Below are 23,193 nucleotides of genomic sequence, written 5' to 3'. Positions count from 1 at the left end.
CGACTCTCCCCAACCTTGAATTTCCAAGATGCCGCATAAGAAACTTAATGTCGCTGCTCAGGGCATGCTCGACGCCTACCAGAACTTGCTCGATGCCCGCGGCTACATGGCCGATGCCGCCCAGATGACGGCCGCCAATGCGCTGCAGAACCTGTACGGCAATCTCCTCGCCTTCAAGGTCAACCGGCGCAGTACCTTCAAGCGCCTGCTATCGCCCCCGACCCCGCCGAAAGGCATCTATTTCTGGGGTGGCGTCGGGCGCGGCAAGAGTTTTCTTATGGACTGCTTCTACGACTCGGTCCCCTATCGCCGGAAGAAGCGCCTGCATTTCCATTCCTTCATGCAGCAGATCCACCGCGATCTCGATAAATACAAGGGTGAGCCCGACCCCATGCTGCGCCTGGCCGAAGCCATCGCCAAGGATGTCCGCCTGCTCTGTTTCGACGAGTTCCATGTCTCCGATATCGCCGATGCCATGATTCTCGGTCGCCTGCTCGATGGCTTGTTCGCCAACGGCGTCATTGTGGTCATGACGTCGAACTATCCGCCCGACATGCTCTATCCGAATGGCCTGCACCGGGAAAGTTTCCTCCCGGCCATTGCCTTGCTGAAAAAGAATCTCGATGTCTACGAGGTTGATTCCGGTGTTGATTACCGCCTGCGGGCGCTTGAGCAGGTCGAAATCTTTCACCATCCGGCAGACCTGGCGGCAGAAGCAAAAATGCTCGACTATTTCCGCATGGTGGCTGGCGAAGAAGGCAAGAAGGGTGGCCAGATCGAGGTGCTCGGACGCAATATCGACACCGTCCGCCGTGGCCACGGTGTCATCTGGTTCGATTTTCAGACCCTGTGCGGCGGCCCCCGTTCGCAGAACGACTACCTCGAAATTTCCCGCGCCTACCATACGGTTTTGCTCTCGCATGTTCCGAAAATGACCACCCACCAGGCTTCGGAAGCGCGCCGCTTTACCTGGCTGGTCGATGTTTTCTACGACAACAAGGTCAAATTGATCATCACTGCTGACTGCGCCGCTGACGATCTGTATACCGAAGGTACCCAGGCCAGCGAATTCAAGCGTACAGTCAGTCGCCTGACCGAAATGAATTCGCGCGAATATCTGGCCCTGCCGCATATTGTCGCGCCCTGAGGAGCCCGCTGTGCGAACTGCCCTGAAAGCCCTGCTGACCGTAGCCATCATCCTCTGGGGCGGACTGGTCGCCGCCCAACAAGTTGAAATCATCGAACTGCGCAGCAAGAGTGCCGACGAGGTGCTCCCCGCCCTGATGCCACTGCTGGAACCGGGGGGCACGTTGAGCGGCATGAACAACCAGATTTTCCTCAAGGCCTCCCCGCGCAACCGGGCCGACATCAAGCGGGCGCTGGCTGCCATTGATACACCGACCCGCCGTCTGATCATCCGCGTTTCACAGAATCGTCAGGCTGAAGACAATTCTCGCGGCATCCAGGCGAATGGTCAGGTCGTCCTTGGCAGCACCCGGCGCAGCAGTGGCTCGGCAACGGTCTGGGACACCAAGAGCATCCGCAGCGATAGCGCCGCGCAGATGGTGCAGACCGTCGATGGTGGTCAGGCCTTTATTCAGGTTGGTCGCTCCCTGCCCATCCCGATGCGTCAGGTGGTCGTCGGTCCCGGTGGCGCAGTGATTAACGAAACCATGGTGTATCACGATGTCGGTCGCGGCTTCTACGCCGTGCCACGGGTCAACGGCGACCGGGTAAGGCTCGACATCAGCCAGCAGGCAGCAACGCAGGGCGGCTACGGCAGCATCAACAACCAGCGCCTGTCGACGACCGTCTCCGGACGCCTCGGTGAGTGGATAGAACTGGGCGGCAGCGGTCGTCAGGCCAGTGGCAACCAGGGCGGCGCCAGCACCCTTTCAACCAGCGACGCCCGTGACAATCGCTCAATCTGGCTGATGGTAGAGGAAGTCGAGTGAGCAAACCGAAACGACATATCGGGCAAAAAGTGGCGCTCGCCACTGCCGCGTTCTGTGCCTTGCTGACGCTGCCGGCCTTTGGTCTGTTCATTTGGTTGTTGACGGCGCGGGGGCCGGCCGATAGCTGGGTGCCCAGTGCCTTGGCGACGGTGGCTTTTCTAGGTGCCTGCGCCGGCGTACTCTATGTCATGAGTCGGCCACAACCGCCGCTGCCGGTCACGGGTGATTAGGCCCAAGCCAGCACGAGCCTTCGGCCAATCGTTTGCTTGCTTTGCCGGAAGTGCCAACCTAGTTGCGCAGCGGGGCAATTCATCAATCCCGGATGCTTGGTCTGCGCGCTACCTCAGGCTTGGCTAGCGAAAATTTCAAACCCGTCCGGAGGTAGCGGCCGGCTGAAGAAATAGCCCTGATAGGCATGGCAGCCCGCACTGGCCAGAAAGTCTCGCTGTGCCTCGGTCTCCACCCCTTCGGCGATGACGCCGAGTCCCAGGTTCTGAGCCAGGGCAATGACGGTCCGGGCGATTGCCGCATCGTTGGGATCGATCAGGACATCGCGGACAAACGACTGGTCAATTTTCAACTGATCCAGCGGCAGGCGCTTCAGGTAAGACAGCGACGAATAGCCGGTGCCGAAATCATCCAGCGAGAAGCACACCCCCTTGCTCTTCAGCGCAAACATCTTCTCGATAATCTCGTTCACGTTGGCAACCAACAGGCTCTCGGTCAGTTCCAGCTTCAGTCGTTGCGGATTGGCTCCGGTCTTCCTGAGCACCTCGAGCACCTGATCGACAAAGTCGGACTGATGGAACTGCTGGGCGCTGACATTCACCGCCACCGTGAGATGGGTCATTTCCGGTCGGTCAGCCCAGATCGCCAGTTGAGTGCAGGCGGTTTCCAGCACCCAGTGACCAAGCGGCAGGATCAGTCCGGTTTCTTCGGCCAGTTGAATGAATTCGGCGGGCGATACCATACCGCGCTGTGGATGCTGCCAGCGCACCAGAGCCTCGGCCCCGGTCAGCCGCCCACCAGCCAGTTGCGCCTGATAGTGAAGCAGGAACTGCTTTTTCTCGATGGCCTCGTGCAGGTCGTGTTCCAGAGCGGCGCGCTTTATCACTACCCGCTCCATGTCCAGATCGAAGAAGCGCAAGGCGTTGCGTCCCGCTTCCTTGGATTTGTACATGGCGAGATCGGCCTGTTTCATCAGATCGTCAATCGCCATCTCCTCACCGCTGAAGAGCGATACGCCAATGCTCGGCGTGCTGTGGTAGGGGATACTTCTGAGCTGGTAGGTCTGCCTCAGTGTCGTGAGAATCTTTTCGCCAACAACTTCCGTCTGACTGGCGGCATCTGTTGCGTTTCCGCTCAGGTTGGTCAGCATCACCACGAATTCATCGCCACCCAGTCGTGCCACCGTATCTCCGGCACGAACACAGTCTGTCAGGCGCGATGCAACCTGTTGCAGTAACAGGTTGCCCATGTCATGGCCAAGGGTGTCATTGAGGGTCTTGAATTTGTCGAGATCGATCAACAACAGCGCGCCATGGTTGCCGCTGCGCGAACTGGCCGTCATGATCTGCTTCAGGCGATCGAGCAGGAGGGTGCGGTTGGGCAAGCCGGTCAGTTGGTCGAAAAATGCCAGTTCGTTGATCTTGGCTTCGGCCTGCTTGCGTTCAGAAATGTCGCGACCGATGATCACCAGGCCCCGGCGTTGATGCTGGTCATCATAGATCGGCACCTTGCGCACTTCGAAGTCGTGCGGCGTGCCGTCTTCATCGACGACGGTTTCTGCGAATATGGTGAGTTTTCCGCTATCCCAGGCTTTTTGATCATCGATTAGGCACGCTTCATGGGCCGCCCGGAACTCTGGATGCAGCTCCGCCAACTCCATTTCGGTCTTGCCCTGCCACGGAATGTCATGCAACTGGAACAACTGCTTGGCTGGCTCGTTGGTGACCAGCCAGCGACTTTCGGCATCCTTGAGAAAAATGGCATCCGGGATCGACTCGATCACTTCGCTAAAGTGCTTGTTGCTTTCCGCCAGACGTTCCTCGCTAAGGCGTCGCATCCGTTCGGCCTGATTGAGCGGCCCAATGACAAACTTTCTGAGCAGCCAATACAGTGTCCCGCACAATGTGCTGCCGAGGATCAGGCTGAGCAGCGCAATGAGCGGCAGCGTGCCAAGACCATGGATGACGCGCACCTGGCCGGCAGTATTGCCATACACTGAAAAGGCTTGCTGGCGTTCGAGCGTCATGCCTGGCACGGGTTCGCCGATCACCATGACCGGTGCGCCATCTTTCTCGATGACCGTACGCGTATCCTCGGGCCGGATACCTTTAAGGCTGACCTCGATGTGTTCCGGTTTGAACTGCCAGCCATCCGGATTCCAGTTGGCATAGCGGCCGACGAGCACGGCCTGGGTGTTGGCGAGTTGCTGGGCACGGTCTGACAGATCGTTGTACTGGATGAACAGCACGACCAGCGGCAGCCCCATTCCTGTCAGCAGGATGGACAAGGCGGCTATCATCAGCAACCGTTTTCGGTTGATTTTCACTGCCGCGATATTTTCGATGGTCACCTGACTCATGGTTGTCGTGTCATCGCAGTGGCAGGTAGTCCAACTTGCCGACCAGCGCCAGCGTCTCAGGGGAATTCAACCACGCGACAAAGGCGGCGGCCGAAGGACTCGGGCTTTTTGTCACCAGGTAAAACTTCCGCATCAGGGCGTAGCTGCCATCATCGGCCGTTTTCACCGAAGGGTGGACGCCATCGAGCGCCAGGATCGTGAGCCGGGCACCGCTGACCTTGACCAGTCCGAGGTTGGTGGTGCCCAGCGAGCCGCTGATTCTGGTCAGGGCATCGATTGCCTCCAGATCGTTTTCGGCGATCGGCAGGCCGGGGCGTTTCAGGGCATTGGCGACTGCAGCGTCGATCTCGGGTGATATCGAGCGCAGCACCCTGGTTTCCGTTTCATGCTCGCCGCGCAGGATCAGGCGAATGGGGGTGTTGTCATCCCAGGTGGTCTTTTGTCCGCCAAAGATTGCGGCGACCTGGGCTCGGCTCAATCCCTTGCTCTTGCTGCTGGTTGCAAGCACCAGGGGGGTTTGCAGCCAGGGCCTGACCTGACCTGCTTCATTGACTGTCGGCATGCGCCCGGACAGGGCGATATCGGTCTTGCCGGCGGCGAGGGCGCGCAGGCCGCCGCTACTTCCCATGGGCGGGTCGATGACGTTGATCTCGATGCCTGGGTTCTTTTTTGCATACTCGGCACCCAGCAGCTTGACGATGGGCGTCAGCGACCCTACACCGCCCAGCGAGATCGTTTCGGCTGTCGTGCCCAGGGGAAAAAGCAAGGACATCACGACCAATGCCGCCGTTTGCAGGCGACTGAATGAAATCAGGATGCGCACTCCCCCTCCTTGAGAATCCCAAAAACAATGAGAAACGCCGTCAAAATATGTGCTTTTCTATCCCCGGATTTTGAAAAAGCCGGAATGCCTATGCATAGTAATTGCTCTGAGGAAATCGGCAACTAGATTCGCTGGTGAGACCGATCCAGCCAGCTACCACCGTCTCATGACAGCCGTTCCGGCGATAATATCAGATGCATATCGAATGGCCGCGCCGATGTCTCAGGGGACTCCGGCGAGATTCGCACCAGTTTTTTGGCCGGTCTTGGGTCGGTCGCCATGACGTGGCCTGCATTGTTGCTCGCCAGAAACGAAAAACCCGGCGCTTGGCCGGGCTTGTCGTTGGAGCCTGTATCAATCAGGCTGCATTCAAGGCCTGATCCAGATCGGCGATCAGGTCGTCGATGTGCTCGATGCCGACTGACAGGCGGATCATGTCTTCCGATACGCCGGCCTTGGCCATTTCGGCCGGAGCCAACTGACGGTGCGTGGTCGAGGCCGGGTGGCACGCCAGTGTCTTGCAGTCGCCGATATTGACCAGTCGGGTGACCAGTTGCAGGGCATCCTGGAACTTGCCGCCGCCTTCACGACCACCCTTGACGCCGAAATTGAGAATACCGGAAGCGCGGCCGCCCATATATTTCTGGACCAGAGCATGGTCCTTGTGGTCGGGCAGGCCGGCGTAGTTGACCCAGCTGACCTTGGCGTGGCCCTTGAGAAAGTTGGCGATCTTCAAGGTGTTTTCGCAGATGCGGTCCATGCGCAGTGCCAATGTCTCGATACCCTGCAGGATCAGGAAAGCATTGAACGGCGAGATGGCAGCACCCATGTTGCGCAGCGGTACGACGCGGGCGCGACCAATGTAGGCGGCCGGGCCAAGGGCTTCGGTGTAGACCACGCCATGGTAGGAAACATCCGGCTCGTTGAGGCGCTTGAACTTGGCTTTGTGCTCGGCCCACGGAAACTTGCCGCTATCGACGATGATGCCGCCGAGTGAATTGCCATGGCCACCCAGATACTTGGTCAGGGCATGTACGACGATGTCGGCACCGTGCTCGAAGGGACGGCACAGGTAGGGCGACGGCACGGTGTTGTCGACGATGACAGGCACGCCGTGCTTGTGGGCGATTTCAGCGAGCTTCTCGAAGTCGGTGACATTGCCCAGCGGATTGCCGACCGATTCGCAGAAGACTGCCTTGGTCTTGCCATCGATCAGCTTTTCAAAGGCGGCCGGATCATTGAAGTCGGCAAAGCGGACATCGATGCCATATTGCGGCAGGGTGTGGGCGAACAGGTTGTAGGTGCCACCGTACAGGGTGCTCGACGAGATGATGTTATCGCCGGCCTCGGCAATGGTCTGGATGGCGGCGGTGATGGCGGCCATGCCGGAAGCCATGGCCAGGGCGGCAATGCCACCTTCCATTTCAGCGACGCGCTTTTCCAGCACGTCCTGGGTCGGGTTCATGATGCGCGTGTAGATGTTGCCGGCGACCTTCAGATCGAAGAGATCAGCACCGTGCTGGGTGCTGTCGAACGCATAGGAAGTGGTCTGATAAATCGGCACGGCCACCGCCTTGGTGGTCGGGTCAGGTGAATAGCCACCGTGGACGGCAATGGTTTCGATCTTCATGCGTGTCTCTCTTGTTGTATGGAAAAAAATGAAGTTTAGCAGGCGCTGGCGCTATGCGCTGTCCTCGCTCTCGGTGGCTGGCTGGCGGGCGGCCTTGATCATGAAGCGGCCGGGGTCGAGGGCGTCGACCAGGTCGCGTTCGAGCGGCAGCGGCTCGCCTTCGAGCTGACTGAGCAGCAGATCGGCCATCAGTGCCGACCACACGATGCCGCGGGCACCAAAGCCCTGAACGCACCACAGGCCAGGATAGCGCGGGATGTTGTGAAGACGGGTATTAGGTGTGGCAGCCAAGGTATCCGGAACCGCCCCAACGATGGGCAGGCGGTCCGGCGACATTGGGCGGAAGCCGACGCGGCCATGCAGGGTGGCCGGGTCGAGGCCGGTGGCGAAGTCGGGCAGGCTCAGACGGAGGCGGGCGATATTGTCGCTGTGATCGGTAGGCCGTTCGGCGCTTTCATCATCGTCATAGGACAGGGAGGCACCGATCAACTGCCGGCCATCGATGGCCGGAATGGCGTAGCCGACCTGAAACAGAACGGTATTGAGGGGCATCCCGCTGGCTGCCGGCAAATGGCTGACCTGACCGCGTCCGGAACGCTGCGGTAGCCAGGCGAACTGGGCGAAACGCGGCGCGGCTGCTCCGCTGGCCATGATCAGGACGGGGGCTTCCGCGATGACATGGCCGGCCGCATCGAGCGCTTGCCAGCCTGGTTCGCACCTCGTCAGGCGGTCGACCGCGGTATTGAAGTGCGTTGTGATCTGTTCAGGAAAAGCAGTCAGCGCTGCCCGGCAAACCGACGGGGGTTGTACCCAGCCGCCATTCGGGAACCACCAGCCGCCGGTCATCACCGGCTGGCCGAGTTGTCGGCTGGCTTCGTCCTTGTCGAGAAACTGCAACAGCTCGGGCGGCAGGCCGAGTTGCTCGACGGCCCGTCTCTGCTGCGCCTCGTGCTCTGCGTCCCTGGCCAGATGCAACACGCCGCAGGGCGACCAGCGGGCTTCGGGCAGCCGGGCGAGGAGGGCGCGGGTAGCAAGAAAGCCGGCGCGGGTGAGGCGCGAAATCCGGTTGTCGTCGGCGCTGGGCAATGGTCGCAGCATGCCGGCCAGATTGCTTGAAGCGCCGCAACCGGGTTCTGCTGCGGCTTCGAGTACCGTAACCTGCCAGCCGGCGGCGGCCAGCGCCCAGGCCGTCGTACTGCCGGCAATGCCGGCGCCGATGACGATGGCCCGGCGGTCCGTCGGTGCGGTATGGCGCTCCGGTCGGCGCGAACGGAAGCGGCCGATCAGCATCTGTCGCTTGCCGACCGGGCCGGGGCGCTTCTCCACATCGAATTCGGCATCCTTGAGTGCCTGGCGGACATGCCCAGCCACCGTCCAGGTGGCCAGCGTGGCGCCCGGCGCGGTCAGGCGGGCCAGCCCCTTGCAGAATTGGGGCGACCACAGTTCCGGGTTCTTCTGGGGCGAAAAGCCATCCAGGAAAAAGGCGTCGACCGAGGCATCGATGGCGCGCAGTTGCGTTGCCGCATCGCCGAAGACCAGGGTCAGGATGACCTGTCCGCCATGCAGGTGCAGTCGGTGCATTCCCGGTGCCAGGGGTGGCCAGTGGGCTTGCAGGTCAGCCGCCAGTTCGGCAAATTCCGGCCAGGCCTGCTGGCAGGTGGCGAGGTCGGCCAGGGTTAGCGGGAATTTTTCAAAAGATATGAAATGCAGCCGATGGCAGCGTTGCGGGTCCTCTCGCCAGGCTTGCCAGGTGGCGAGAAAATTCAGTCCGGTGCCGAAGCCGGTTTCGAGGATGACGAAGCGGTCCCTGTCCTGCCAGCGTTGCGGAAGTCCGTTACCGCCGAGAAAAACATGACGGGCCTGGTTCGGTCCGCCGAGGGCCGAGTGGTATACGTCATCAAAGGCAGCGGAGTAGGGCGTGCCGTAGGCCACGAATTCAATTTTGGCGGGCTGCAGCTTATCCATTGGTGGCGCAGGCCACCTAGTGCAGGCGCGAATGCGGGCCTGAGCCGGCGGCCGGGGTCGGCACCGCTGCCGGGGCATAGTCGAGCGCCAGATTCCACTGGGCATTCTCGGCACCGGCGCGCAGCATGGCGCACAGGGCCTGCAGCAGATCGGCGTTGAGCCCGAGTTGAAAGCTGCGCTCGCGGCCCTCGCGGAAAGTCAGGCTGAAGGTGCCATCACTCAGGGTGTCGCATTTGACTTCACTGGTCAGCAACGGGGTGGAGCCGAGCGGGTAAGTGGCATTTGCCTCGGCAAAAGGCTGTTCGAAATTGGGCGGGGCAGCCGGTGGTGTCGTGCCGGCCACCGGCGCCGGCTGGCTGCCAATCAGGCTAGCCAGATGCGGCCACATCTCACGCAAAAATCGCCGCGTCAGCCACACCCGATATTCCTCGTCAGCCTGCGTCGATACGCGCAGGACCAGACGATCCTGAACGCTGTCGTTGGCGATCTGCATCTGACGAATTTGCATGGCTATTTGTCCCAAAGTGATGGGTGAACGAGCGCCGCCAAATCCAGGCGCCGGCGGCCGCCGCATAGCGAGCTATGCAAGGTCGCCGGCAACGCCGAGTTGGCAAGCGCAGCCACGTATCATTCGGGGCGCATGGAGGGGAAAAGGATGACATCCCGAATCGCTGCGGCATCGGTCAACAGCATGATCAGGCGATCAATGCCGATGCCACACCCGCCCGTCGGCGGCAGGCCGTATTCCAGCGCCCGGATGAAATCGGCGTCGTAATACATGGCTTCCTCGTCGCCCGCATCCTTGGCCTTCATCTGCTCCTGGAAGCGCGCCGCCTGGTCTTCGGCATCGTTCAGCTCGGAGAAACCATTGGCAATTTCGCGGCCGACAATGAACAGTTCAAAGCGCTCGGTGATGTCCGCATTGGTATCGGAGGCACGGGCCAGCGGCGATACTTCGACCGGGTAGTCGATGATGAAGGTCGGCTCCCAGCACTGGGCTTCAGCGCAGGCTTCGAACAGTTGCAGTTGCAGGCTGCCCAGACCGCCCGGCTTGACCGGCTCGCCAAAGGCCTTGATCTTGGTCTTGAGGAAGTCCGGGTCGGCCAGTTGCGCATCGGTGAAGGATGGCTGTTCGCGCTGGATGGCCTGGCAAATGGTCAGGCGATGGAAAGGCTTGGAGAGATCGAGTTCGCGGCCCTGGTAGATGAACACTTCCTTGCCCAGCGCCTCGCGGGCGGTGTGGCGGAGCAGGCCTTCGGTGAAGTCCATGAGGGTGTTGTAGTTGGCGTATGCCTCATAGAACTCCATCATGGTGAATTCGGGATTGTGGCGCGGCGAGAGGCCTTCGTTACGGAAGTTGCGGTTGATTTCGAAAACCTTCTCGAAACCGCCGACGACCAGACGCTTGAGGTACAGCTCCGGGGCGATACGCAGGAACTGCTGCATGTCGAGCGCGTTGTGGTGCGTGACGAAGGGCTTGGCCGAGGCACCGCCGGGGATCGGGTGCATCATCGGCGTTTCAACTTCCATGAAGCCGTGGCCGGTCATGAAATTGCGGATCGACGAGACGATGGCCGAACGGGCGCGGAAGGTGAAGCGCGTTTCCTCGTTCATGATCAGATCGACGTAACGCTGGCGGTATTTCATTTCCTGATCGGCCAGGCCGTGGAACTTGTCCGGCAGCGGGCGCAGCGACTTCGTCAGCAGGCGGATCTCGGCGGCCTGGATGGAGAGTTCGCCGGTCTTCGTCTTCATCAGGACACCGGATACGCCGATGATGTCGCCGAGGTCCCAGGTCTTGAAATCGGTATAAACATCTTCGCCAACGCGGTCGCGCGTGACGTAAATCTGGATGCGGCCCGACAGATCCTGAATCGTCGCGAAGGAAGCCTTGCCCATGACGCGCTTGAGCATCATGCGGCCGGCGACCTTGACCTCGACCGGCATGCCTTCAAGTTCCTCGGCGGTCTTTTCGCCATAGCCTTCAAGGACCTTGGCAGCGGTGTTCTCGCGCTGAAAGTCGTTCGGGAAGGCTTTCCCGGTCTTGCGCCATTCGGCCAGCTTGGCGCGGCGCTCGGCGATGAGCTGGTTTTCGTCCTGCTGGACCGGGGCTTGCTGTTCGGGGTTGGACATGGGGAATCCTTGGGAAAATTGGTTTGCTGCGGGCGAATGCCGATAACCCTTAATTTTCGCCGATTTTGGGTGGTTTGGACAAGGTTCGAGGATAGTCGACTCTCCACCGAATCCCCGCCCAAAATTCCCAGCCAATAAAAAAGGGAATTCGCCACCTTCGGCGAATTCCCTCGTTCAGTGCCTGCCAGCGGGCGACCCCGCTGCTAGCCGATTACTGCTTGATCGCTTCGACCGCGATGTCGATGGTCACATCGTCACCAACGTAGGGTGCGTACTTGCCCATGTTGAAGTCGGTGCGTTTGACGGTGACGGTGGCCGTGCCGCCGATGGCGTCCTTCTTCATCATCGGGTGCGGCATGGCGAGGAAGCCGGTGACTTTCAGGGTGACTGGCTTGGTCACACCCTTGAGGGTCAGATTGCCTTCGATGCTGGCCGGCTTGTCGCCTTCAAACACGACCTTGGTGGACTTGAAGGTGGCGGTCGGGTACTTGGCAGTGTCGAGGAAATCTTCGCCCTGAATGTGCTCGTTGAAGGTCTCGGAGCCGGTGCTTACCGACTTGGTGTCGATGACGAGGTCGACCTTGGCGGTCTTGGCGGCCTTGTCGAGAACGATGGTGCCGGTGGTCTGGTCGAAGCGGCTCATCTGGATGGAATAGCCGAAGTGGCTGTACGAGAAGCGCGGGAAGCTGTGCGTGCCGTCGAGTGTGAAGGTTTCCGGTGCGGCCAGGGCCGGGGAGGCGGCAGCGATGGCGAGGACGAGGGTGGCGAGTTGTTTTTTCATGGTGGTTCTCCTGTTGTGGGTTGGGGTTTATTTCGATGCAGCAGTGATACGGAACTTGATCTGGACATCGTTGGCGGCGATGTCGAACTTGGACCAGGCGCCTTCACCGATGGAAAAATCGGCGCGGCGGATGGTGAAGCTACCGTCGAAGACGCCGCTGTTGCCTTGGGCTGTGAAGGTGGCCGGCACAACGATGTCCTGGGTCTTGCCCTTGATGCTGAGTTGACCGGCCACTTCGTACTTGTTGCCGGCGAGTGACTTGACGCTGACTGAAATAAAGCGGGCTGTCGGGAAAGCCTTGGTGTTGAACCACGGCTTGCCGGCCACTTCCTGGTCGCCTTCCTGGTCGCCGGTATCGACACTGCCGAGGTCGACATCGAAAGTTACCTTGGCGGCAGCCGCCTTGGCCGGGTCGAAACTCAACTGGCTGGAAAACTTCTTGAATTTTCCATCGACGGCAACACCCATCTGCTTGTAGATGAAGGTGACGGCACTTTTCTCAGGCAGGACCTGGGTGTATTCGACAGCCTGCGCGGTGGAAATCAGCGCGGCGAAGGCAGTAGCGAGGGCGATGCGTTTCATGATCGGATTTCCTTGGAGGATGGGGGCAGCATGCGGGTCAGGATGTCGTCCTTGTCGATGAAGTGGTGCTTCAGGGCGGCGCCGATATGGCCGACCAGAACAGCGATGAGTAGCAGGTTGAGGCTTTCGTGGATGGTCGCCAGCAGGTCGCCCAGTTCCTTGTTCTTGTCGAGCAGATCGGGGATGGGCAGAAGGCCGAACCAGACCGTCTGGAAACCCTTGGCCGAACTCATCAGCCAGCCGGAGAGCGGGATGGCAATCATCAGTCCGTAGAGCGCCAGGTGGCCGGCATGGGCAGCGAATTGCATGAACTTGGGCATGCTTTCCGGGAGCGCCGGCGGGCGATGCGTGATGCGCCAGACAAGACGGATGGTGACGAGCAGGAAAGCAGTAACGCCGGCCCATTTGTGCCACGAATAAAACTTCAATTTGTCCGGCGACAAGGGCAGGTCACTCATGTAGAAGCCGAGAGCCAACAGCGCGAAGAGGAGGATAGCCATGAGCCAGTGCAGGGTCATGGCGGTGCGGGTGTAGTTAGTGGCCACGGTCCGGCTCCTCGGTTGGCAAAAATGAATAGGCATCCATGGCGATGACGTAATTGTCGATACCGGCATGGAAACGACGCGCCTGCGGGCTCTTGCCGCCGGCACCGAGTGCGACATACAAAGGCAGCAAATGTTCATCACTGGGGTGTGCCTGCAGGCCGCCCGGTGCTTGTTGACGGTAGTTGAGCAAGGCGGGGATGTCGCCAGTCTCGAGATGTTTGGCCAGCCAGTCGGTGAACTGGCGTACATAGGCTGGCGTTTGCCCGCCGCTGCGTGCCGCCATCTGGTAGTCACGCAGGTTGTGAGTGAGATTGCCGGAAGCGATGATGAGAAATCCTTTGGCAGCAAGCGAGGCCAATGCCTGGCCGAGCTGGTACGCGAGTTGTGGGCCGCCGCGGCTCTGGATGGAGAGCGGGATGACCGGCACGTCGGCATCGGGGAACATCAGGCGGAGCGGCACCCAGGCGCCGTGGTCGAGGCCGCGGCCGGTATCGGTGGCGACCGGCAGGCCTGCGGCCTTCAGGGTCGTGACCACTTCGGCCGACGCCTCGGGGCAACCGGTGGCCGGATAGTGGATTTGATAAAGCTCTTCCGGAAAACCCCAGAAGTCATGAATCGTTTCCGGCCGTTCGGCGAAACCAACGGTTGGCACGGCGGTATCCCAGTGGGCGCTGACGATGATGATGGCGCGCGGCTGGGGCAGCGAAGCAGCCATCGCTTGCAGGGCGGCGCCGGCCGCACCGGGGCTCAGGGCGAAGGTCGGGGCGCCGTGCGGGACAAAAAGGGTGGGTTGAATCTGTGTCATTGCGACAACTCCTGTGACGATGGATTGCACTGTATGCCGGTTATTTGGATCGAAATAGCCGACAATGTGCAAATTACTATTGCAGGAATTGCAACAATGGATCGACTCGATGCAATGAAGCTGTTTGTCCGGGTAGCTGAGCTGGGTAGTTTCTCGGCAGTGGCGCAGCAACTTGGTGTGGCCCGCTCGGTCGTCACACGGCAGATCGCCGGCCTCGAGGCGCATCTCGGCGTCAAGCTCATGGCGCGCAGTACGCGGCGACTGGCGTTGACCTCGGGGGGTACAGCCTATCTGGAAAAATGCCGGGTCATCCTCAATCTGGTCGAAGCAGCCGAAAGCGGCGTTGCCGAGGACAGGCTGACGCCACGCGGCAACATTCGCATCAGCCTGCCGCTGAGCTATGGCATGAAGCGCCTGGCGCCGATCCTGCTCGACTTCTCGCAACGCTATCCCGACGTTGCGCTCGACATGGATTTCAGCGACCGGCGCGTCAATCTCATCGAGGAAGGCATTGATCTGTCGATCCGCATTACCCGCCGCCTCGAGTCAGGTGATGTGGCGCGCCGGATTGGCTCAGGTCGGATGCTCGTGGTTGCATCGCCGGACTATCTGGCGCGGCATGGTCGTCCGGAAAATCCGGCAGAACTGGCCCATCACGTTTGCCTTGGCTACACCAATGCGGGCAGCAGCCAGCTCTGGCAGTTCATGGTTGACGGCCAACTCGAAAGCTTTCATGTGCATACCCGTCTCAATGCCAACAATGGCGACGTGCTGACCGAGGCGACGGCTCAGGGGCTGGGTATCAGCTGCCAGCCGGATTTCATCGCCGATACCTTCCTGGCCAGTGGCAGGGTTGAGGAAATCCTGGCTGATTTTCCCATGCCGTCTCTGGGTATCTACGCCATGTTGCCGAGCAATCGCCACGTGCCGCTCCGGGTCCGGGTGCTCATGGATACGCTGGCTGAACGGTTGGCCGCGTAACAATTGTCCGAAAAGTGTTACGAGTTACACAAATCTTTACCGAGTCGTGCCAACCGACCGTTTGGCTGAGCGTTAGTATCGTCAGGGAAACCGGTGCTTGCCATCGGTATTTTTTGTCATCAGAAAGGAATTCAGTCATGGGAATCGTGTGGACCATTGTGGTCGGCTTTGTGGTTGGCCTTGTTGCCAAGCTCTTGCACCCCAGCAAGGCCAACATGGGCTTTATCGCCACCGTCCTGCTCGGCATCGGCGGTTCCTTCCTGGCCGGTATGCTCGGTCAGGCCTTCGGCTGGTACCAGGCCGGTGAGGGTGCTGGCTTTGTCGCCTCGGTGGCGCTCGCCATCGTTCTACTGGTGGTCTACGGCCGCATCAGCACCAAGGCGGCCTGATGAAACTAATTGCTACCCTGCTGGCCGGCTGCTGTGCCGGCATGACTGCCCAGGCCGGGGCGCTCGTCGATCTCTCGGCCGAGGCCAGCCGCCCGGTCACCAACGACCTGGTGCGGGCCAGTGTCTATAGCGAAGCAACCGGCAAGAGTGCAGCCGAACTGGCGCAGCGCGTCAATGCCGATATTGCCGAGGCGCTCAAGCTGATACGGACGAAAGCCGGTGTCTCGGTAAAGAGTGGACGGCAGTCGACCTATCCGGTTTATAGCCAGGCCCAGAAGATCGATGGCTGGCGCATGCGCAGTGAACTGGTCATCGAATCGAAGGATCAGGGCGGTGTGTCCGAACTGCTCGGCAAGCTGCAGCAAATGCGTCTGGCGGTCGGTGATGTCAGCCTGCTGCCATCGCCGGAAGCGCGTCGGCAGGTAGAGGACGAAGCGACGCGCGAGGCGATTCGCGCCTTTCGCAGTCGGGCTGAAGTGATTGCAGAACAACTGGGCAAGGGCTGGAAGATCAAGCAACTCAATGTCCAGCAGGGTGGCGGCATGCCGATGCCCATGCTGCACGCGACCCGGACGGCGATGCTTGCCGATGCTGCGCCTGCACCGGCCCCGCTGGAGGCGGGAGAAAGCCTGGTTACGACGCACATCAGTGGGCAGATCGAACTGGCCGACTGATCGGCGGTGGCTGCTGCCCAGAGGCCAGTGACTCAGGCCAGCAAAGCGACTGCCTTGATCTGGGCGCGTAGCGCCAGTCTGGGGCGAATGTCCAGCTTCTCAGCCGAGCGTCGGGTAATCCGGGAGAGGAGCGGACAACCCCCTGCATCGAGTTTGACCAGGACGTGGCCCGGGGTATCGGTGGGAGCCATGGCCACGACCTCAGCATTGACGCAGTTCAGGATACTGCTGCCGGTCTGCGGGACCAGCGCCAGACTGACGTCGCGGGCATGAATGCGGCAGCGTAGCGGGGTGCCGACGGTTTCCTGACGCTGCGACACATAAATCGCGCCGCCGGCGAATTCAAGGCGGGTCAGGTCATCGGACTCGTGCTCGGCGACGCACGCTTCAATTACCACGCCGGCATCGTCGGCAAAGGTGCCGGGCAGATCGATGCGGCTCAACACATCGTTCAGGGTGCCACTGGCTACTACCTTGCCAGCCTCAAGGAGGACCAGATGATCGGCCAGGCGGGCCACTTCATCCGGGGCATGGCTGACGTAGATGATCGGGATGGCAAGTTCGCGGTGCAGGCGCTCGAGATACGGCAGGATTTCCAGCTTGCGCTTGAGGTCGAGGGCGGCCAGCGGCTCATCCATGAGGAGGATTTTTGGATTGCCGAGCAGGGCGCGGGCGATGGCGATGCGCTGCCGCTCACCCCCCGACAGTTGATGCGGCGAACGTTCGAGGAGGCCCGAAATTCCCAGCAGTTCGGCAATTTCTGGCAGGCTGAAATTGACGTCTGAACCCGGTTTTACCCGTTTTTGCCCGTACTCGAGGTTGTCGCGCACCGAGAGATGGGTAAACAGGCTGGCTTCCTGAAAGACCACACCGAGCGAGCGGCGGTGCGGCGGTACGAAAAAGCCAATCGACTCGTCCTGCCAGACCTCGTCGCCCAACGAGAAATAGCCCGCAGCGGGACGTTCCAGCCCGGCCATGGCACGCAGGCAGGTCGTTTTTCCCGAGCCGGAATGACCGAACAGTGCCGTGATGCCATGCACCGGCAAAGTGAGGTCGACATCAAGGGTGAAGTCATTGCGGCTAACCTGGAATTTCGCCCTGATTTGCTCGGTCATGCTCTTTTCCGTTGGGCCGGATTGAAGGTGTATAGCGCCATAAGTACGACAAAACTGAACAGCACCATGCCGCCGGCCAGAAAGTGTGCCTGGGTGTATTCAAGGGCCTCGACGTGGTCGTAGATCTGCACCGAAACCACCCGCGTCTTGTCGGGGATGTTGCCACCGATCATCAGGACGATGCCGAATTCTCCCACCGTGTGAGCAAAGCCGAGAATCGCCCCGGACAGGAAACCGGGCCGGGCCAGCGGCACGGCGACCGACCAGAAGGCATCCCAGGGGCTGGCGCGCAGGGTTGCAGCGACTTCCAGCGGGCGTTCACCGATGGCCTCGAAGGCGTTCTGAATCGGTTGCACGACGAAGGGGAGCGAGTAGAACACCGAGGCGATGACCAGTCCCGGAAAAGTGAAAGGCAGCAGGCCGAGGCCGAGTGACTGGGTCAGATGGCCGATCGGCCCGTTCGGCCCCATGGTGATGAGCAGGTAAAAGCCGATAACGGTGGGCGGCAGAACCAGTGGCAGGGCGACGATCGCCCCGACCATGCCCTTGAGCGCCGAATGGGTGCGAGCCAGCCACCAGGCGATGGGCGTGCCGATGATCAGCAAGAGCAGGGTGACGGTGGTGGCCAGCTTGAGCGTCAGCCAGATGGCGGCGAGATCGGAACTTTCCATGCTCAGCGGGCGGTGGGGCGTTCAAAACCGTGGTCTGACCCTGGTTTTGTGGAAGGGAAATTGCGCATGGCTGGAAGGTATACCACTCGTCCGCAGAACTTCAAAGAGACGGGGTCTAAATCCATGCTAAAGATAGGGTATTAACACCTTGAATCGAATGTGTTTTCCCAATTGCAGCGGAGTGTGAATTTGTTCACAGACGGGGTCATGCCGGTTGGGCAAAATGGACTCAACAACTTCACAATAACGGAAAACAGGCAATGTCCCTCTCAGGCGTCAAATCATCCCAGTATCAGGCTTCCGGCAAATCTGCCGGGCGGCGGGATGCGTATGCTGGCGAGACGGAGCTTTCCGTATTCAACCTGCGCGACACCCTGAGCAATATCATTGTTCGCGAAACCAATTTCAGTGAGTTTCTTTCCGCACTCAAGCAGTGCGGCATGCACACTGCCAAGCAGTAAGTTCGCCAGGCGGCGAGTGCAGTGGGTGGTGCCCATGAGAAGAATCGAACTTCCGACCTCTCCCTTACCAAGGGAGTGCTCTACCACTGAGCTACATGGGCAACCTGATGTGCCTGGGCGACTGATTTGATCAGACGCCGATATCGCGACTGGTGATCACGTTCAAGCGGGGCGCATTGTATCAGCGGATCGGCCGCTGTGCATGGCAAATTAGCGTTTTCGCGATGATTCTTGCGACAAATAAAAAGCCGGGCAGCAAGCCCGGCTTTCGTCGTTATGGAATGTCAGCCTAGCGTGGGCTGGTTGGCAGGGGTGACAGGTCCGATGCACACAGGCCGGCCAGTTCGCCGACCACGCGGTTGATCTGCTGGCCGAGCAGCCACCAGCCCCCGGCGTACGGGCGGACCGTCACGCCATGGCTGGCGCAAAGCTGCATGGCCTTGTCTCGTAATTGTTCAATCATGAATGCGTCCTTGTTCCCGGCAGATCACTGTTGATCTGCAGTCAGCCCGAGGTAGGCGGCGCTGACCACGAGAAATTTTGTGGCTGAGTAATCCGACATCTTGTCTCTCCTGTTTTTATTTGAGTCACGGGATTATCAACGCTGAATATTACAGGGATATTTCGGCTGGGAGAGAATTGAGTATCTATCAGGGGTGCCGGCCTGCGCCGATTTTCAGACGATGGGCTGGGCGTCATTTTTGCTATTTAAATGACATTTTGGAATGTGCTTTTGTCATTTTTAGAGCCCGTTGAATAGTTGTTGGCGTGTTGAGGCAGGTCAACGCAAGCCTTGCCGAGAGGTATGTAATGGAACTGTGCCAATGGACGGCGAGAAAAATGCCGGGTTTTTCGGCGTGCCGGGTAGTTGAAATCCAAGGGGGATTTGGCCATGAAGTTTTCATTTGCAGCAGGATTAATGGCGGTATTTATCGGGGGCCAGATAAATCCGGCGACTGCAGCCGAGTTCAAGGTTCTGGTGGTCATGAGCTACGAGGCGGATAACCCGTGGGTCAAGGAAATCCGCGAAGGCATTGACGCTGTTTTGGGGTCGACCAGCGAGATCACCTATTTTCATATGAATACCAAGGTGGCCCCGGCCGGCGGTCCGCAGAAGGGCGAGGAAGCCTACGCCCTCTATCAAAGCCTGCAGCCCGATGGGGTAATAGCGGCCGACGATGATGCCCAATCGATGTTCGTTGTCCCGTTCCTCAAAGACAAGGTAAAGACGCCGGTCATGTTCAACGGTGTCAATAATTCCGCGGCCAAGTATGGCTTTCCGGCTACCAATGTCTCGGGAATACTCGAACGGGCGCATGTTCGTGAATCTCTGGCTTTTGCCAAGCAGTTGATTCCGACACTCGGCAACGTTTGCTTGATGACCAATGATGTACCCGCCGGGCGAGCCCTGAAAGCCCAGGTTGAAGAAGAGCGACAGAGCTATCCGGTCAAGGTTGGTGCCTTCCACCTCGTCAAGAGTGTCCGGGAAATCGAGGCCGCCTTTAAAGGTGGTCGCCCGGTCTGTGATTCCCTGCTTGTCGACAGCCTTGAAGGGATTGTCAGCGATGCTGCCACGCCGCTCGACAACAAGGGCGCACTGACGGCATTGAGCAAGGTTTATGGCGGTCCGGTACTTGCGGGGAATCGTTATCAGGTTGATCAGGGGGCCTGGGCTGCGGTGGTCAAGACCGGTCAGGAGCAGGGTGAGACTTCGGCAGAGATGCTCCTCAAGGCCATGCGCGGAACGCCGGTTGCCAAAATTCCGGTGGTCTGGAACGTCAAGGGGCAGCGGGTCATCAATGTGACGGCGATTGAAGGACACCAGCTGGGATTGCGTCCGACGGTGCTCAGAGGGGCAACCCTGGTCAGGCAGCAACCGTAGGGAGAAGGGTTTCGACGTGTTTCACATTCGTCTTGGTGTAGGCAGCAAGCTCCTTGGGCTGGCGGTGTTCAATGCGATGGCTTTCGCCTTGATCGCGCTGATCGCCGCGCTTGCCTTCAATCGTGTCGAGATGCTGGCTTCTGACCTGGCCCGTAACCAGATCAGCGGTGTCCTCGAAAATGCGGCAAATGGCCGTGAGTTGTCCGCCATTTTTTCGGAGATCGATCTGATCAGCCGGAATTGCCGAAGCGGGACTGTCCGCGGAGACTTTGGCGGGCACCTGTCTGTGGCGCTGAACGCCGCGGCAGAAAAGCTTGAAAACCACCGCTATGCGGAAAGTATCGCCGCCCTCGCTGCGGCAACCAGCCACCTGTTTGAAGAATGCGTTGAGGTCAGGCGTGCTACGGCAGCGGTCAATCAGATCGATCACCAGATCCTTGCTGAGCTGGACAGGCTGGAAAACCTGGTCGGTCGAAGCCTGATTGACCAGACCCTTGCCGGTAAGGGCACCGACCACCTTGATCAGATCATGACCCTGACCACCGGCTACCGGCTACCGGGAAAGCATGCTCCACATTGGCAAAATGATTGTCGACCGGCCGCCCTATGCGCTAAGTGGCCGGCCAGAGAGTGATCCTGCTGTCGCTCTGATCGATGATGTGAACCTCAGATTGCAGACGCTCACTGCATCGAGCCCGGAAATCGCCAGACTGGCCAGGCAGGTGACTCGCCTGATCGCTGATTTCCGCCGGGCTGTCATCCTGTTGTATCGCGAAACGGACCGCTTCGATCTTGCCGTAACGCAGAGCCATTTGGCCAAGGCGGCGGTGTTGAAGGCGATGAGTCAGGCTGATGAGCAGTTGTCTTCACGTTCCGATGCCCTTGGCTTGCAGATTCAGCAGGCTGTCTCCGAAGCCAGCCGATGGGTGCTTGGGTTGTCGGTAATGATTGCCCTGCTATCGTTTATGGCGATTGTGGCGATTGTCAGGCGCAACTTCAACCGGCCCCTCATGGGGTTGCTTGAGCATATCGACGCGATCCGCCGTGGCCAAGCGCCGCCGGCCGTGGCGACCGGGCAAAGGGACGAGTGGCGCACCATACATGCGGCACTGCGCGACATGACGAACGAACTGGCAAAGTCCAGGGAACTGCTCCTCAAGGTTATCGATACCGTGCCCATGCGGGTCTTCTGGAAAGACCGGGAACTTCGTTACCTCGGCTGCAATCCGGCATTTGCCAGAGATGCCGGAAAGATCCTGCCCCAAGAGTTGATTGGCAAGGACGACTATGAAATGGCCTGGGCCGCGCAGGCAGATCTCTATCGCGCCGATGACCTTGCCGTTATGACCAGTGGCGTTCCCAGACTGTCCTATGAGGAACCGCAGACGACGCCTGACGGGCTATCCATCTGTCTGAGAACATCCAAGGTGGTACTGCGCAATGATGGCGGCGATGTCGTCGGTGTTCTGGGTATTTACGAGGATGTGACGGCACAAAAAGAGGCCGATGCCGAACTAGATCGCTATCGTCGCGGTCTTGAAGAACTGGTCGAGCAACGCACGAGCGAACTGCTGGCCACCGAAGCCCGTGCTGCCAGCATTCTCAATTCGGCGGCTGATGGCATCTTTGGTGTTGATGCCGACGACCACATTACCTTCATCAACCCCGCCGCCTGTGCCATGTTTGGTTATGACGCAGGGCAGGTGATTGGTCGCTCTGCCCACGATCTTTTCCACCATAGCCATGCCGATGGTTCTCCCTATCCGGCAAGTGAGTGCCCGGCGACACGGGCGGCACTGGCTGGCCGCGAATTGCGTGTTGATGATGAAACCTTCTGGCACGCCGATGGACATCCCGTCGCGGTGACGGTGGCCTGCTCGCCATTGTTTGAAAACGGACAGATTTGTGGTGCGGTGATCAGTGTCATGGACGTGAGCATCCAGCGGGCCGCCAGACAGGCTCAGGAAAAGGCAATGCTGGCCGCTGAGGCCTTGGCAAAGACGAGAAGTCAATTTCTTGCCAACATGAGCCACGAAATTCGTACGCCGATGAATGGTGTGCTCGGCTTCGCCTCGATCGGCCTGAACAACTTCCAGAATCCCGAAAAATCCCGTAACGCCTTCGAAAAGATTCTCGCTTCTGCCAAGCGCATGCTCGGTGTGGTCAGCGATATCCTCGACTTCTCGAAGATCGATGCCGGTAAATTGGTGATCGAGGCCAGCGATATGTCGCTCGGCGAAATGCTGGACCAAGTCCTGGCCCTCGCTGACAACCAGGCCAGGGCCAAAGGGCTGGGTCTACGTCGGGAGATTGATCCCGGTTTTCCGGCGCGTTGTATTTCCGATTCCCAGCGTCTCGGTCAGATACTGCTCAATCTGCTCACCAATGCCGTCAAGTTCACCCCGTCCGGCGAGGTGATCCTGGCGGCCCGCCTGGAAGGAAAGCAACTGGTCTTCCGCATCACCGATACCGGTATCGGCATGACCCCGGATGAACTGCGCTATGTGTTTGACCCCTTCCAGCAGGCCGACAGTTCGACCACCCGGCGATATGGCGGCACCGGGCTGGGCCTGAGTATCACCAGACACCTCGTTGAGTTGATGCATGGCGAGATTCGGGTTGAAAGCAGCCCCGGGGTCGGCAGCATGTTTGAAGTGCGCCTGCCGTACGTTTCTGCCGCACCGTCAGCCACGGTGGCAGAACTGTCGCCGGAAAAATTGCCCGAACATTCGCTGGTTGGTATCACCATCCTGATCGCCGAAGATGAAGTCATCAACCAGCAGATTCTTGAACTGATTCTCGGCGAAGCCGGGGCGCGGGTGGTGATTGTTGGTGATGGCCGGCAGGCGGTGGACCGGATTCGCCAGGATGGCCCCACTGCCTACGATATTGTCTTGATGGACATGCAAATGCCGGTACTCAATGGGCTTGCCGCGACCCGGGAAATATTGGAACTGGCTCCCGACTTGCCGGTGCTCGGCCAGACCGCCAATGCCTTCGCGGAAGATCGCGAAGACTGTCTTGCTGCCGGCATGACCAGTTACATCGCCAAGCCGATTGATCCAGATGCGCTGATCCGGCTGATATTGCAGACCGTTGGGCCGATCAGGAAAACCGCAAAAACCGCGGACAGACCACGGTTTTGAAACCATAGAAACTCGGAGAACCGGTGTGACCGCGGTTTCCCCTGTCAGGTCGCTCAGCGACCTGACAG

Annotated in this window: 24 protein-coding genes and 1 tRNA gene; 10 read left to right on the top strand and 15 right to left on the bottom strand. The window is 59.8% G+C overall.

What is annotated here, in order from left to right; translation table 11 throughout:
* Positions 1-28 precede the first annotated feature (28 nt).
* From zapE to HYN24_RS09565, 3 genes are read left to right on the top strand one after another with little or no spacing between them, the layout of a single operon-like run.
* The gene (gene zapE / locus HYN24_RS09575) at positions 29-1,147 is read left to right on the top strand and encodes a cell division protein ZapE (RefSeq protein WP_117609041.1); all 1,119 of its coding nucleotides are present in this window, start codon (positions 29-31) and stop codon (positions 1,145-1,147) included.
* Between the two features lie 10 nt (positions 1,148-1,157).
* Entirely contained in the window at positions 1,158-1,955 is a 798-nt protein-coding gene (locus tag HYN24_RS09570; RefSeq protein ID WP_162888691.1) for a hypothetical protein, read from the top strand.
* On the top strand, positions 1,952-2,185 hold the full coding sequence (locus HYN24_RS09565) for a hypothetical protein (RefSeq protein ID WP_117609039.1): 234 nt from the start codon (positions 1,952-1,954) through the stop codon (positions 2,183-2,185). The genes HYN24_RS09570 and HYN24_RS09565 overlap by 4 nt, the downstream gene beginning before the upstream one ends.
* Positions 2,186-2,298: 113 nt before the next feature.
* Here HYN24_RS09565 and HYN24_RS09560 read toward each other — a convergent pair whose 3' ends face one another.
* The 10 genes from HYN24_RS09560 to HYN24_RS09515 all read right to left on the bottom strand — a co-directional run bounded on the left by HYN24_RS09560 (position 2,299) and on the right by HYN24_RS09515 (position 13,806).
* The gene (locus HYN24_RS09560; protein ID WP_117609038.1) at positions 2,299-4,542 is read right to left on the bottom strand and encodes a bifunctional diguanylate cyclase/phosphodiesterase; all 2,244 of its coding nucleotides are present in this window, start codon (positions 4,540-4,542) and stop codon (positions 2,299-2,301) included.
* Between the two features lie 10 nt (positions 4,543-4,552).
* The gene (locus HYN24_RS09555) at positions 4,553-5,365 is read right to left on the bottom strand and encodes a PstS family phosphate ABC transporter substrate-binding protein (protein ID WP_117609037.1); all 813 of its coding nucleotides are present in this window, start codon (positions 5,363-5,365) and stop codon (positions 4,553-4,555) included.
* Positions 5,366-5,723: 358 nt separating this feature from the next.
* On the bottom strand, positions 5,724-6,995 hold the full coding sequence (locus tag HYN24_RS09550; protein WP_117609036.1) for an O-acetylhomoserine aminocarboxypropyltransferase/cysteine synthase family protein: 1,272 nt from the start codon (positions 6,993-6,995) through the stop codon (positions 5,724-5,726).
* 51 nt (positions 6,996-7,046) lie between these two features.
* Entirely contained in the window at positions 7,047-8,960 is a 1,914-nt protein-coding gene (gene mnmC, locus HYN24_RS09545) for a bifunctional tRNA (5-methylaminomethyl-2-thiouridine)(34)-methyltransferase MnmD/FAD-dependent 5-carboxymethylaminomethyl-2-thiouridine(34) oxidoreductase MnmC (RefSeq protein WP_117609035.1), read from the bottom strand.
* Positions 8,961-8,976: 16 nt separating this feature from the next.
* Positions 8,977-9,468 (bottom strand): hypothetical protein, encoded by a 492-nt coding sequence (locus HYN24_RS09540; protein ID WP_117609034.1) that lies wholly within the window; start codon positions 9,466-9,468, stop codon positions 8,977-8,979.
* 119 nt (positions 9,469-9,587) lie between these two features.
* Positions 9,588-11,093: a lysine--tRNA ligase gene (gene lysS / locus HYN24_RS09535; protein WP_117609033.1), complete on the bottom strand. Its 1,506-nt coding sequence runs from the start codon at positions 11,091-11,093 to the stop codon at positions 9,588-9,590.
* Between the two features lie 211 nt (positions 11,094-11,304).
* Positions 11,305-11,874 carry a YceI family protein gene (locus HYN24_RS09530; protein ID WP_117609032.1) on the bottom strand — a complete coding sequence of 190 codons (570 nt, stop codon included), beginning with the start codon at positions 11,872-11,874 and terminating at the stop codon, positions 11,305-11,307.
* A gap of 27 nt (positions 11,875-11,901) precedes the next feature.
* Positions 11,902-12,456, bottom strand: coding sequence for a YceI family protein (locus HYN24_RS09525; RefSeq protein WP_117609031.1), 555 nt, complete (start codon positions 12,454-12,456; stop codon positions 11,902-11,904).
* Positions 12,453-13,037 carry a cytochrome b gene (locus tag HYN24_RS09520; RefSeq protein WP_205421369.1) on the bottom strand — a complete coding sequence of 195 codons (585 nt, stop codon included), beginning with the start codon at positions 13,035-13,037 and terminating at the stop codon, positions 12,453-12,455. Before HYN24_RS09520 ends, HYN24_RS09525 begins: the two co-directional genes overlap by 4 nt.
* Positions 12,991-13,806, bottom strand: a complete 816-nt coding sequence (locus tag HYN24_RS09515; RefSeq protein WP_117609029.1) for a class III extradiol ring-cleavage dioxygenase — start codon at positions 13,804-13,806, stop codon at positions 12,991-12,993. Before HYN24_RS09515 ends, HYN24_RS09520 begins: the two co-directional genes overlap by 47 nt.
* A gap of 96 nt (positions 13,807-13,902) precedes the next feature.
* Between HYN24_RS09515 and HYN24_RS09510 the strand changes: the two genes are divergently transcribed.
* The 3 genes from HYN24_RS09510 (at position 13,903) to HYN24_RS09500 (ending at position 15,850) form a co-directional block, all read left to right on the top strand.
* Positions 13,903-14,787 (top strand): LysR family transcriptional regulator, encoded by an 885-nt coding sequence (locus HYN24_RS09510; RefSeq protein WP_117609028.1) that lies wholly within the window; start codon positions 13,903-13,905, stop codon positions 14,785-14,787.
* A 137-nt stretch (positions 14,788-14,924) separates the two neighbouring features.
* Entirely contained in the window at positions 14,925-15,176 is a 252-nt protein-coding gene (locus tag HYN24_RS09505) for a GlsB/YeaQ/YmgE family stress response membrane protein (RefSeq protein ID WP_117609027.1), read from the top strand.
* Positions 15,176-15,850 carry an SIMPL domain-containing protein gene (locus HYN24_RS09500; protein WP_240327648.1) on the top strand — a complete coding sequence of 225 codons (675 nt, stop codon included), beginning with the start codon at positions 15,176-15,178 and terminating at the stop codon, positions 15,848-15,850. Before HYN24_RS09505 ends, HYN24_RS09500 begins: the two co-directional genes overlap by 1 nt.
* Before the next feature lie 32 nt (positions 15,851-15,882).
* On the opposite strand, the gene modC is transcribed toward HYN24_RS09500, so the two are convergent.
* Together modC and modB are read right to left on the bottom strand one after the other, a co-directional pair.
* Positions 15,883-16,965 (bottom strand): molybdenum ABC transporter ATP-binding protein, encoded by a 1,083-nt coding sequence (gene modC / locus HYN24_RS09495; protein WP_117609025.1) that lies wholly within the window; start codon positions 16,963-16,965, stop codon positions 15,883-15,885.
* Positions 16,962-17,636: a molybdate ABC transporter permease subunit gene (modB, locus tag HYN24_RS09490; protein ID WP_117609024.1), complete on the bottom strand. Its 675-nt coding sequence runs from the start codon at positions 17,634-17,636 to the stop codon at positions 16,962-16,964. The genes modC and modB overlap by 4 nt, the downstream gene beginning before the upstream one ends.
* Positions 17,637-17,896: 260 nt before the next feature.
* On the opposite strand from modB, the gene HYN24_RS09485 reads away from it, so the two are divergent.
* A complete protein-coding gene (locus tag HYN24_RS09485) occupies positions 17,897-18,097 on the top strand; it encodes a hypothetical protein (protein WP_117609023.1) in 201 nt (66 codons plus the stop codon).
* A 26-nt stretch (positions 18,098-18,123) separates the two neighbouring features.
* Here HYN24_RS09485 and HYN24_RS09480 read toward each other — a convergent pair.
* The 3 genes from HYN24_RS09480 to HYN24_RS16040 form a co-directional block, all read right to left on the bottom strand.
* Positions 18,124-18,198: transfer RNA gene (locus HYN24_RS09480), tRNA-Thr, on the bottom strand.
* Between the two features lie 188 nt (positions 18,199-18,386).
* Positions 18,387-18,560: a hypothetical protein gene (locus HYN24_RS15930; protein WP_162888690.1), complete on the bottom strand. Its 174-nt coding sequence runs from the start codon at positions 18,558-18,560 to the stop codon at positions 18,387-18,389.
* A 245-nt stretch (positions 18,561-18,805) separates the two neighbouring features.
* Positions 18,806-18,991 (bottom strand): hypothetical protein, encoded by a 186-nt coding sequence (locus HYN24_RS16040; RefSeq protein WP_205421368.1) that lies wholly within the window; start codon positions 18,989-18,991, stop codon positions 18,806-18,808.
* Positions 18,992-19,016: 25 nt separating this feature from the next.
* Between HYN24_RS16040 and HYN24_RS09475 the strand changes: the two genes are divergently transcribed.
* The 3 genes from HYN24_RS09475 to HYN24_RS09465 are packed head-to-tail and all read left to right on the top strand — an operon-like array spanning position 19,017 to position 23,125.
* Positions 19,017-19,979 carry an ABC transporter substrate-binding protein gene (locus HYN24_RS09475; protein ID WP_162888689.1) on the top strand — a complete coding sequence of 321 codons (963 nt, stop codon included), beginning with the start codon at positions 19,017-19,019 and terminating at the stop codon, positions 19,977-19,979.
* Between the two features lie 16 nt (positions 19,980-19,995).
* Positions 19,996-20,613, top strand: a complete 618-nt coding sequence (locus tag HYN24_RS15925) for a hypothetical protein (protein ID WP_162888688.1) — start codon at positions 19,996-19,998, stop codon at positions 20,611-20,613.
* Complete coding sequence (locus HYN24_RS09465) at positions 20,546-23,125, top strand: ATP-binding protein (protein WP_117609020.1); 2,580 nt, start codon at positions 20,546-20,548, stop codon at positions 23,123-23,125. Before HYN24_RS15925 ends, HYN24_RS09465 begins: the two co-directional genes overlap by 68 nt.
* Positions 23,126-23,193: the final 68 nt, after the last annotated feature.

The organism is Dechloromonas sp. HYN0024, assembly GCF_003441615.1.
Taxonomy (GTDB): Bacteria; Pseudomonadota; Gammaproteobacteria; order Burkholderiales; family Rhodocyclaceae; genus Azonexus.
Note: the sequence above shows the minus strand (reverse complement) of the source record. Positions and strands in the feature narration are given on the sequence as shown.

What these genes read in the sequence shown, in the direction of transcription:
- HYN24_RS09475 (WP_162888689.1), top strand. Translation starts at nt 19,017, where the DNA reads ATGGCGGTATTTATCGGGGGCCAGATAAATCCGGCGACTGCAGCCGAG.
- HYN24_RS09465 (WP_117609020.1), top strand. Translation starts at nt 20,546, where the DNA reads ATGCTCCACATTGGCAAAATGATTGTCGACCGGCCGCCCTATGCGCTA.
- HYN24_RS09520 (WP_205421369.1), bottom strand. Translation starts at nt 13,037, where the DNA reads ATGCCTATTCATTTTTGCCAACCGAGGAGCCGGACCGTGGCCACTAAC.
- HYN24_RS09550 (WP_117609036.1), bottom strand. Translation starts at nt 6,995, where the DNA reads ATGAAGATCGAAACCATTGCCGTCCACGGTGGCTATTCACCTGACCCG.
- modB (WP_117609024.1), bottom strand. Translation starts at nt 17,636, where the DNA reads ATGGAAAGTTCCGATCTCGCCGCCATCTGGCTGACGCTCAAGCTGGCC.
- HYN24_RS09500 (WP_240327648.1), top strand. Translation starts at nt 15,176, where the DNA reads ATGAAACTAATTGCTACCCTGCTGGCCGGCTGCTGTGCCGGCATGACT.
- HYN24_RS09515 (WP_117609029.1), bottom strand. Translation starts at nt 13,806, where the DNA reads ATGACACAGATTCAACCCACCCTTTTTGTCCCGCACGGCGCCCCGACC.
- HYN24_RS15930 (WP_162888690.1), bottom strand. Translation starts at nt 18,560, where the DNA reads ATGATTGAACAATTACGAGACAAGGCCATGCAGCTTTGCGCCAGCCAT.
- HYN24_RS09510 (WP_117609028.1), top strand. Translation starts at nt 13,903, where the DNA reads ATGGATCGACTCGATGCAATGAAGCTGTTTGTCCGGGTAGCTGAGCTG.
- HYN24_RS09505 (WP_117609027.1), top strand. Translation starts at nt 14,925, where the DNA reads ATGGGAATCGTGTGGACCATTGTGGTCGGCTTTGTGGTTGGCCTTGTT.
- HYN24_RS09540 (WP_117609034.1), bottom strand. Translation starts at nt 9,468, where the DNA reads ATGCAAATTCGTCAGATGCAGATCGCCAACGACAGCGTTCAGGATCGT.
- lysS (WP_117609033.1), bottom strand. Translation starts at nt 11,093, where the DNA reads ATGTCCAACCCCGAACAGCAAGCCCCGGTCCAGCAGGACGAAAACCAG.
- zapE (WP_117609041.1), top strand. Translation starts at nt 29, where the DNA reads ATGCCGCATAAGAAACTTAATGTCGCTGCTCAGGGCATGCTCGACGCC.
- HYN24_RS09530 (WP_117609032.1), bottom strand. Translation starts at nt 11,874, where the DNA reads ATGAAAAAACAACTCGCCACCCTCGTCCTCGCCATCGCTGCCGCCTCC.
- HYN24_RS16040 (WP_205421368.1), bottom strand. Translation starts at nt 18,991, where the DNA reads ATGGCCAAATCCCCCTTGGATTTCAACTACCCGGCACGCCGAAAAACC.
- HYN24_RS09485 (WP_117609023.1), top strand. Translation starts at nt 17,897, where the DNA reads ATGTCCCTCTCAGGCGTCAAATCATCCCAGTATCAGGCTTCCGGCAAA.
- modC (WP_117609025.1), bottom strand. Translation starts at nt 16,965, where the DNA reads ATGACCGAGCAAATCAGGGCGAAATTCCAGGTTAGCCGCAATGACTTC.
- mnmC (WP_117609035.1), bottom strand. Translation starts at nt 8,960, where the DNA reads ATGGATAAGCTGCAGCCCGCCAAAATTGAATTCGTGGCCTACGGCACG.
- HYN24_RS09525 (WP_117609031.1), bottom strand. Translation starts at nt 12,456, where the DNA reads ATGAAACGCATCGCCCTCGCTACTGCCTTCGCCGCGCTGATTTCCACC.
- HYN24_RS09560 (WP_117609038.1), bottom strand. Translation starts at nt 4,542, where the DNA reads ATGAGTCAGGTGACCATCGAAAATATCGCGGCAGTGAAAATCAACCGA.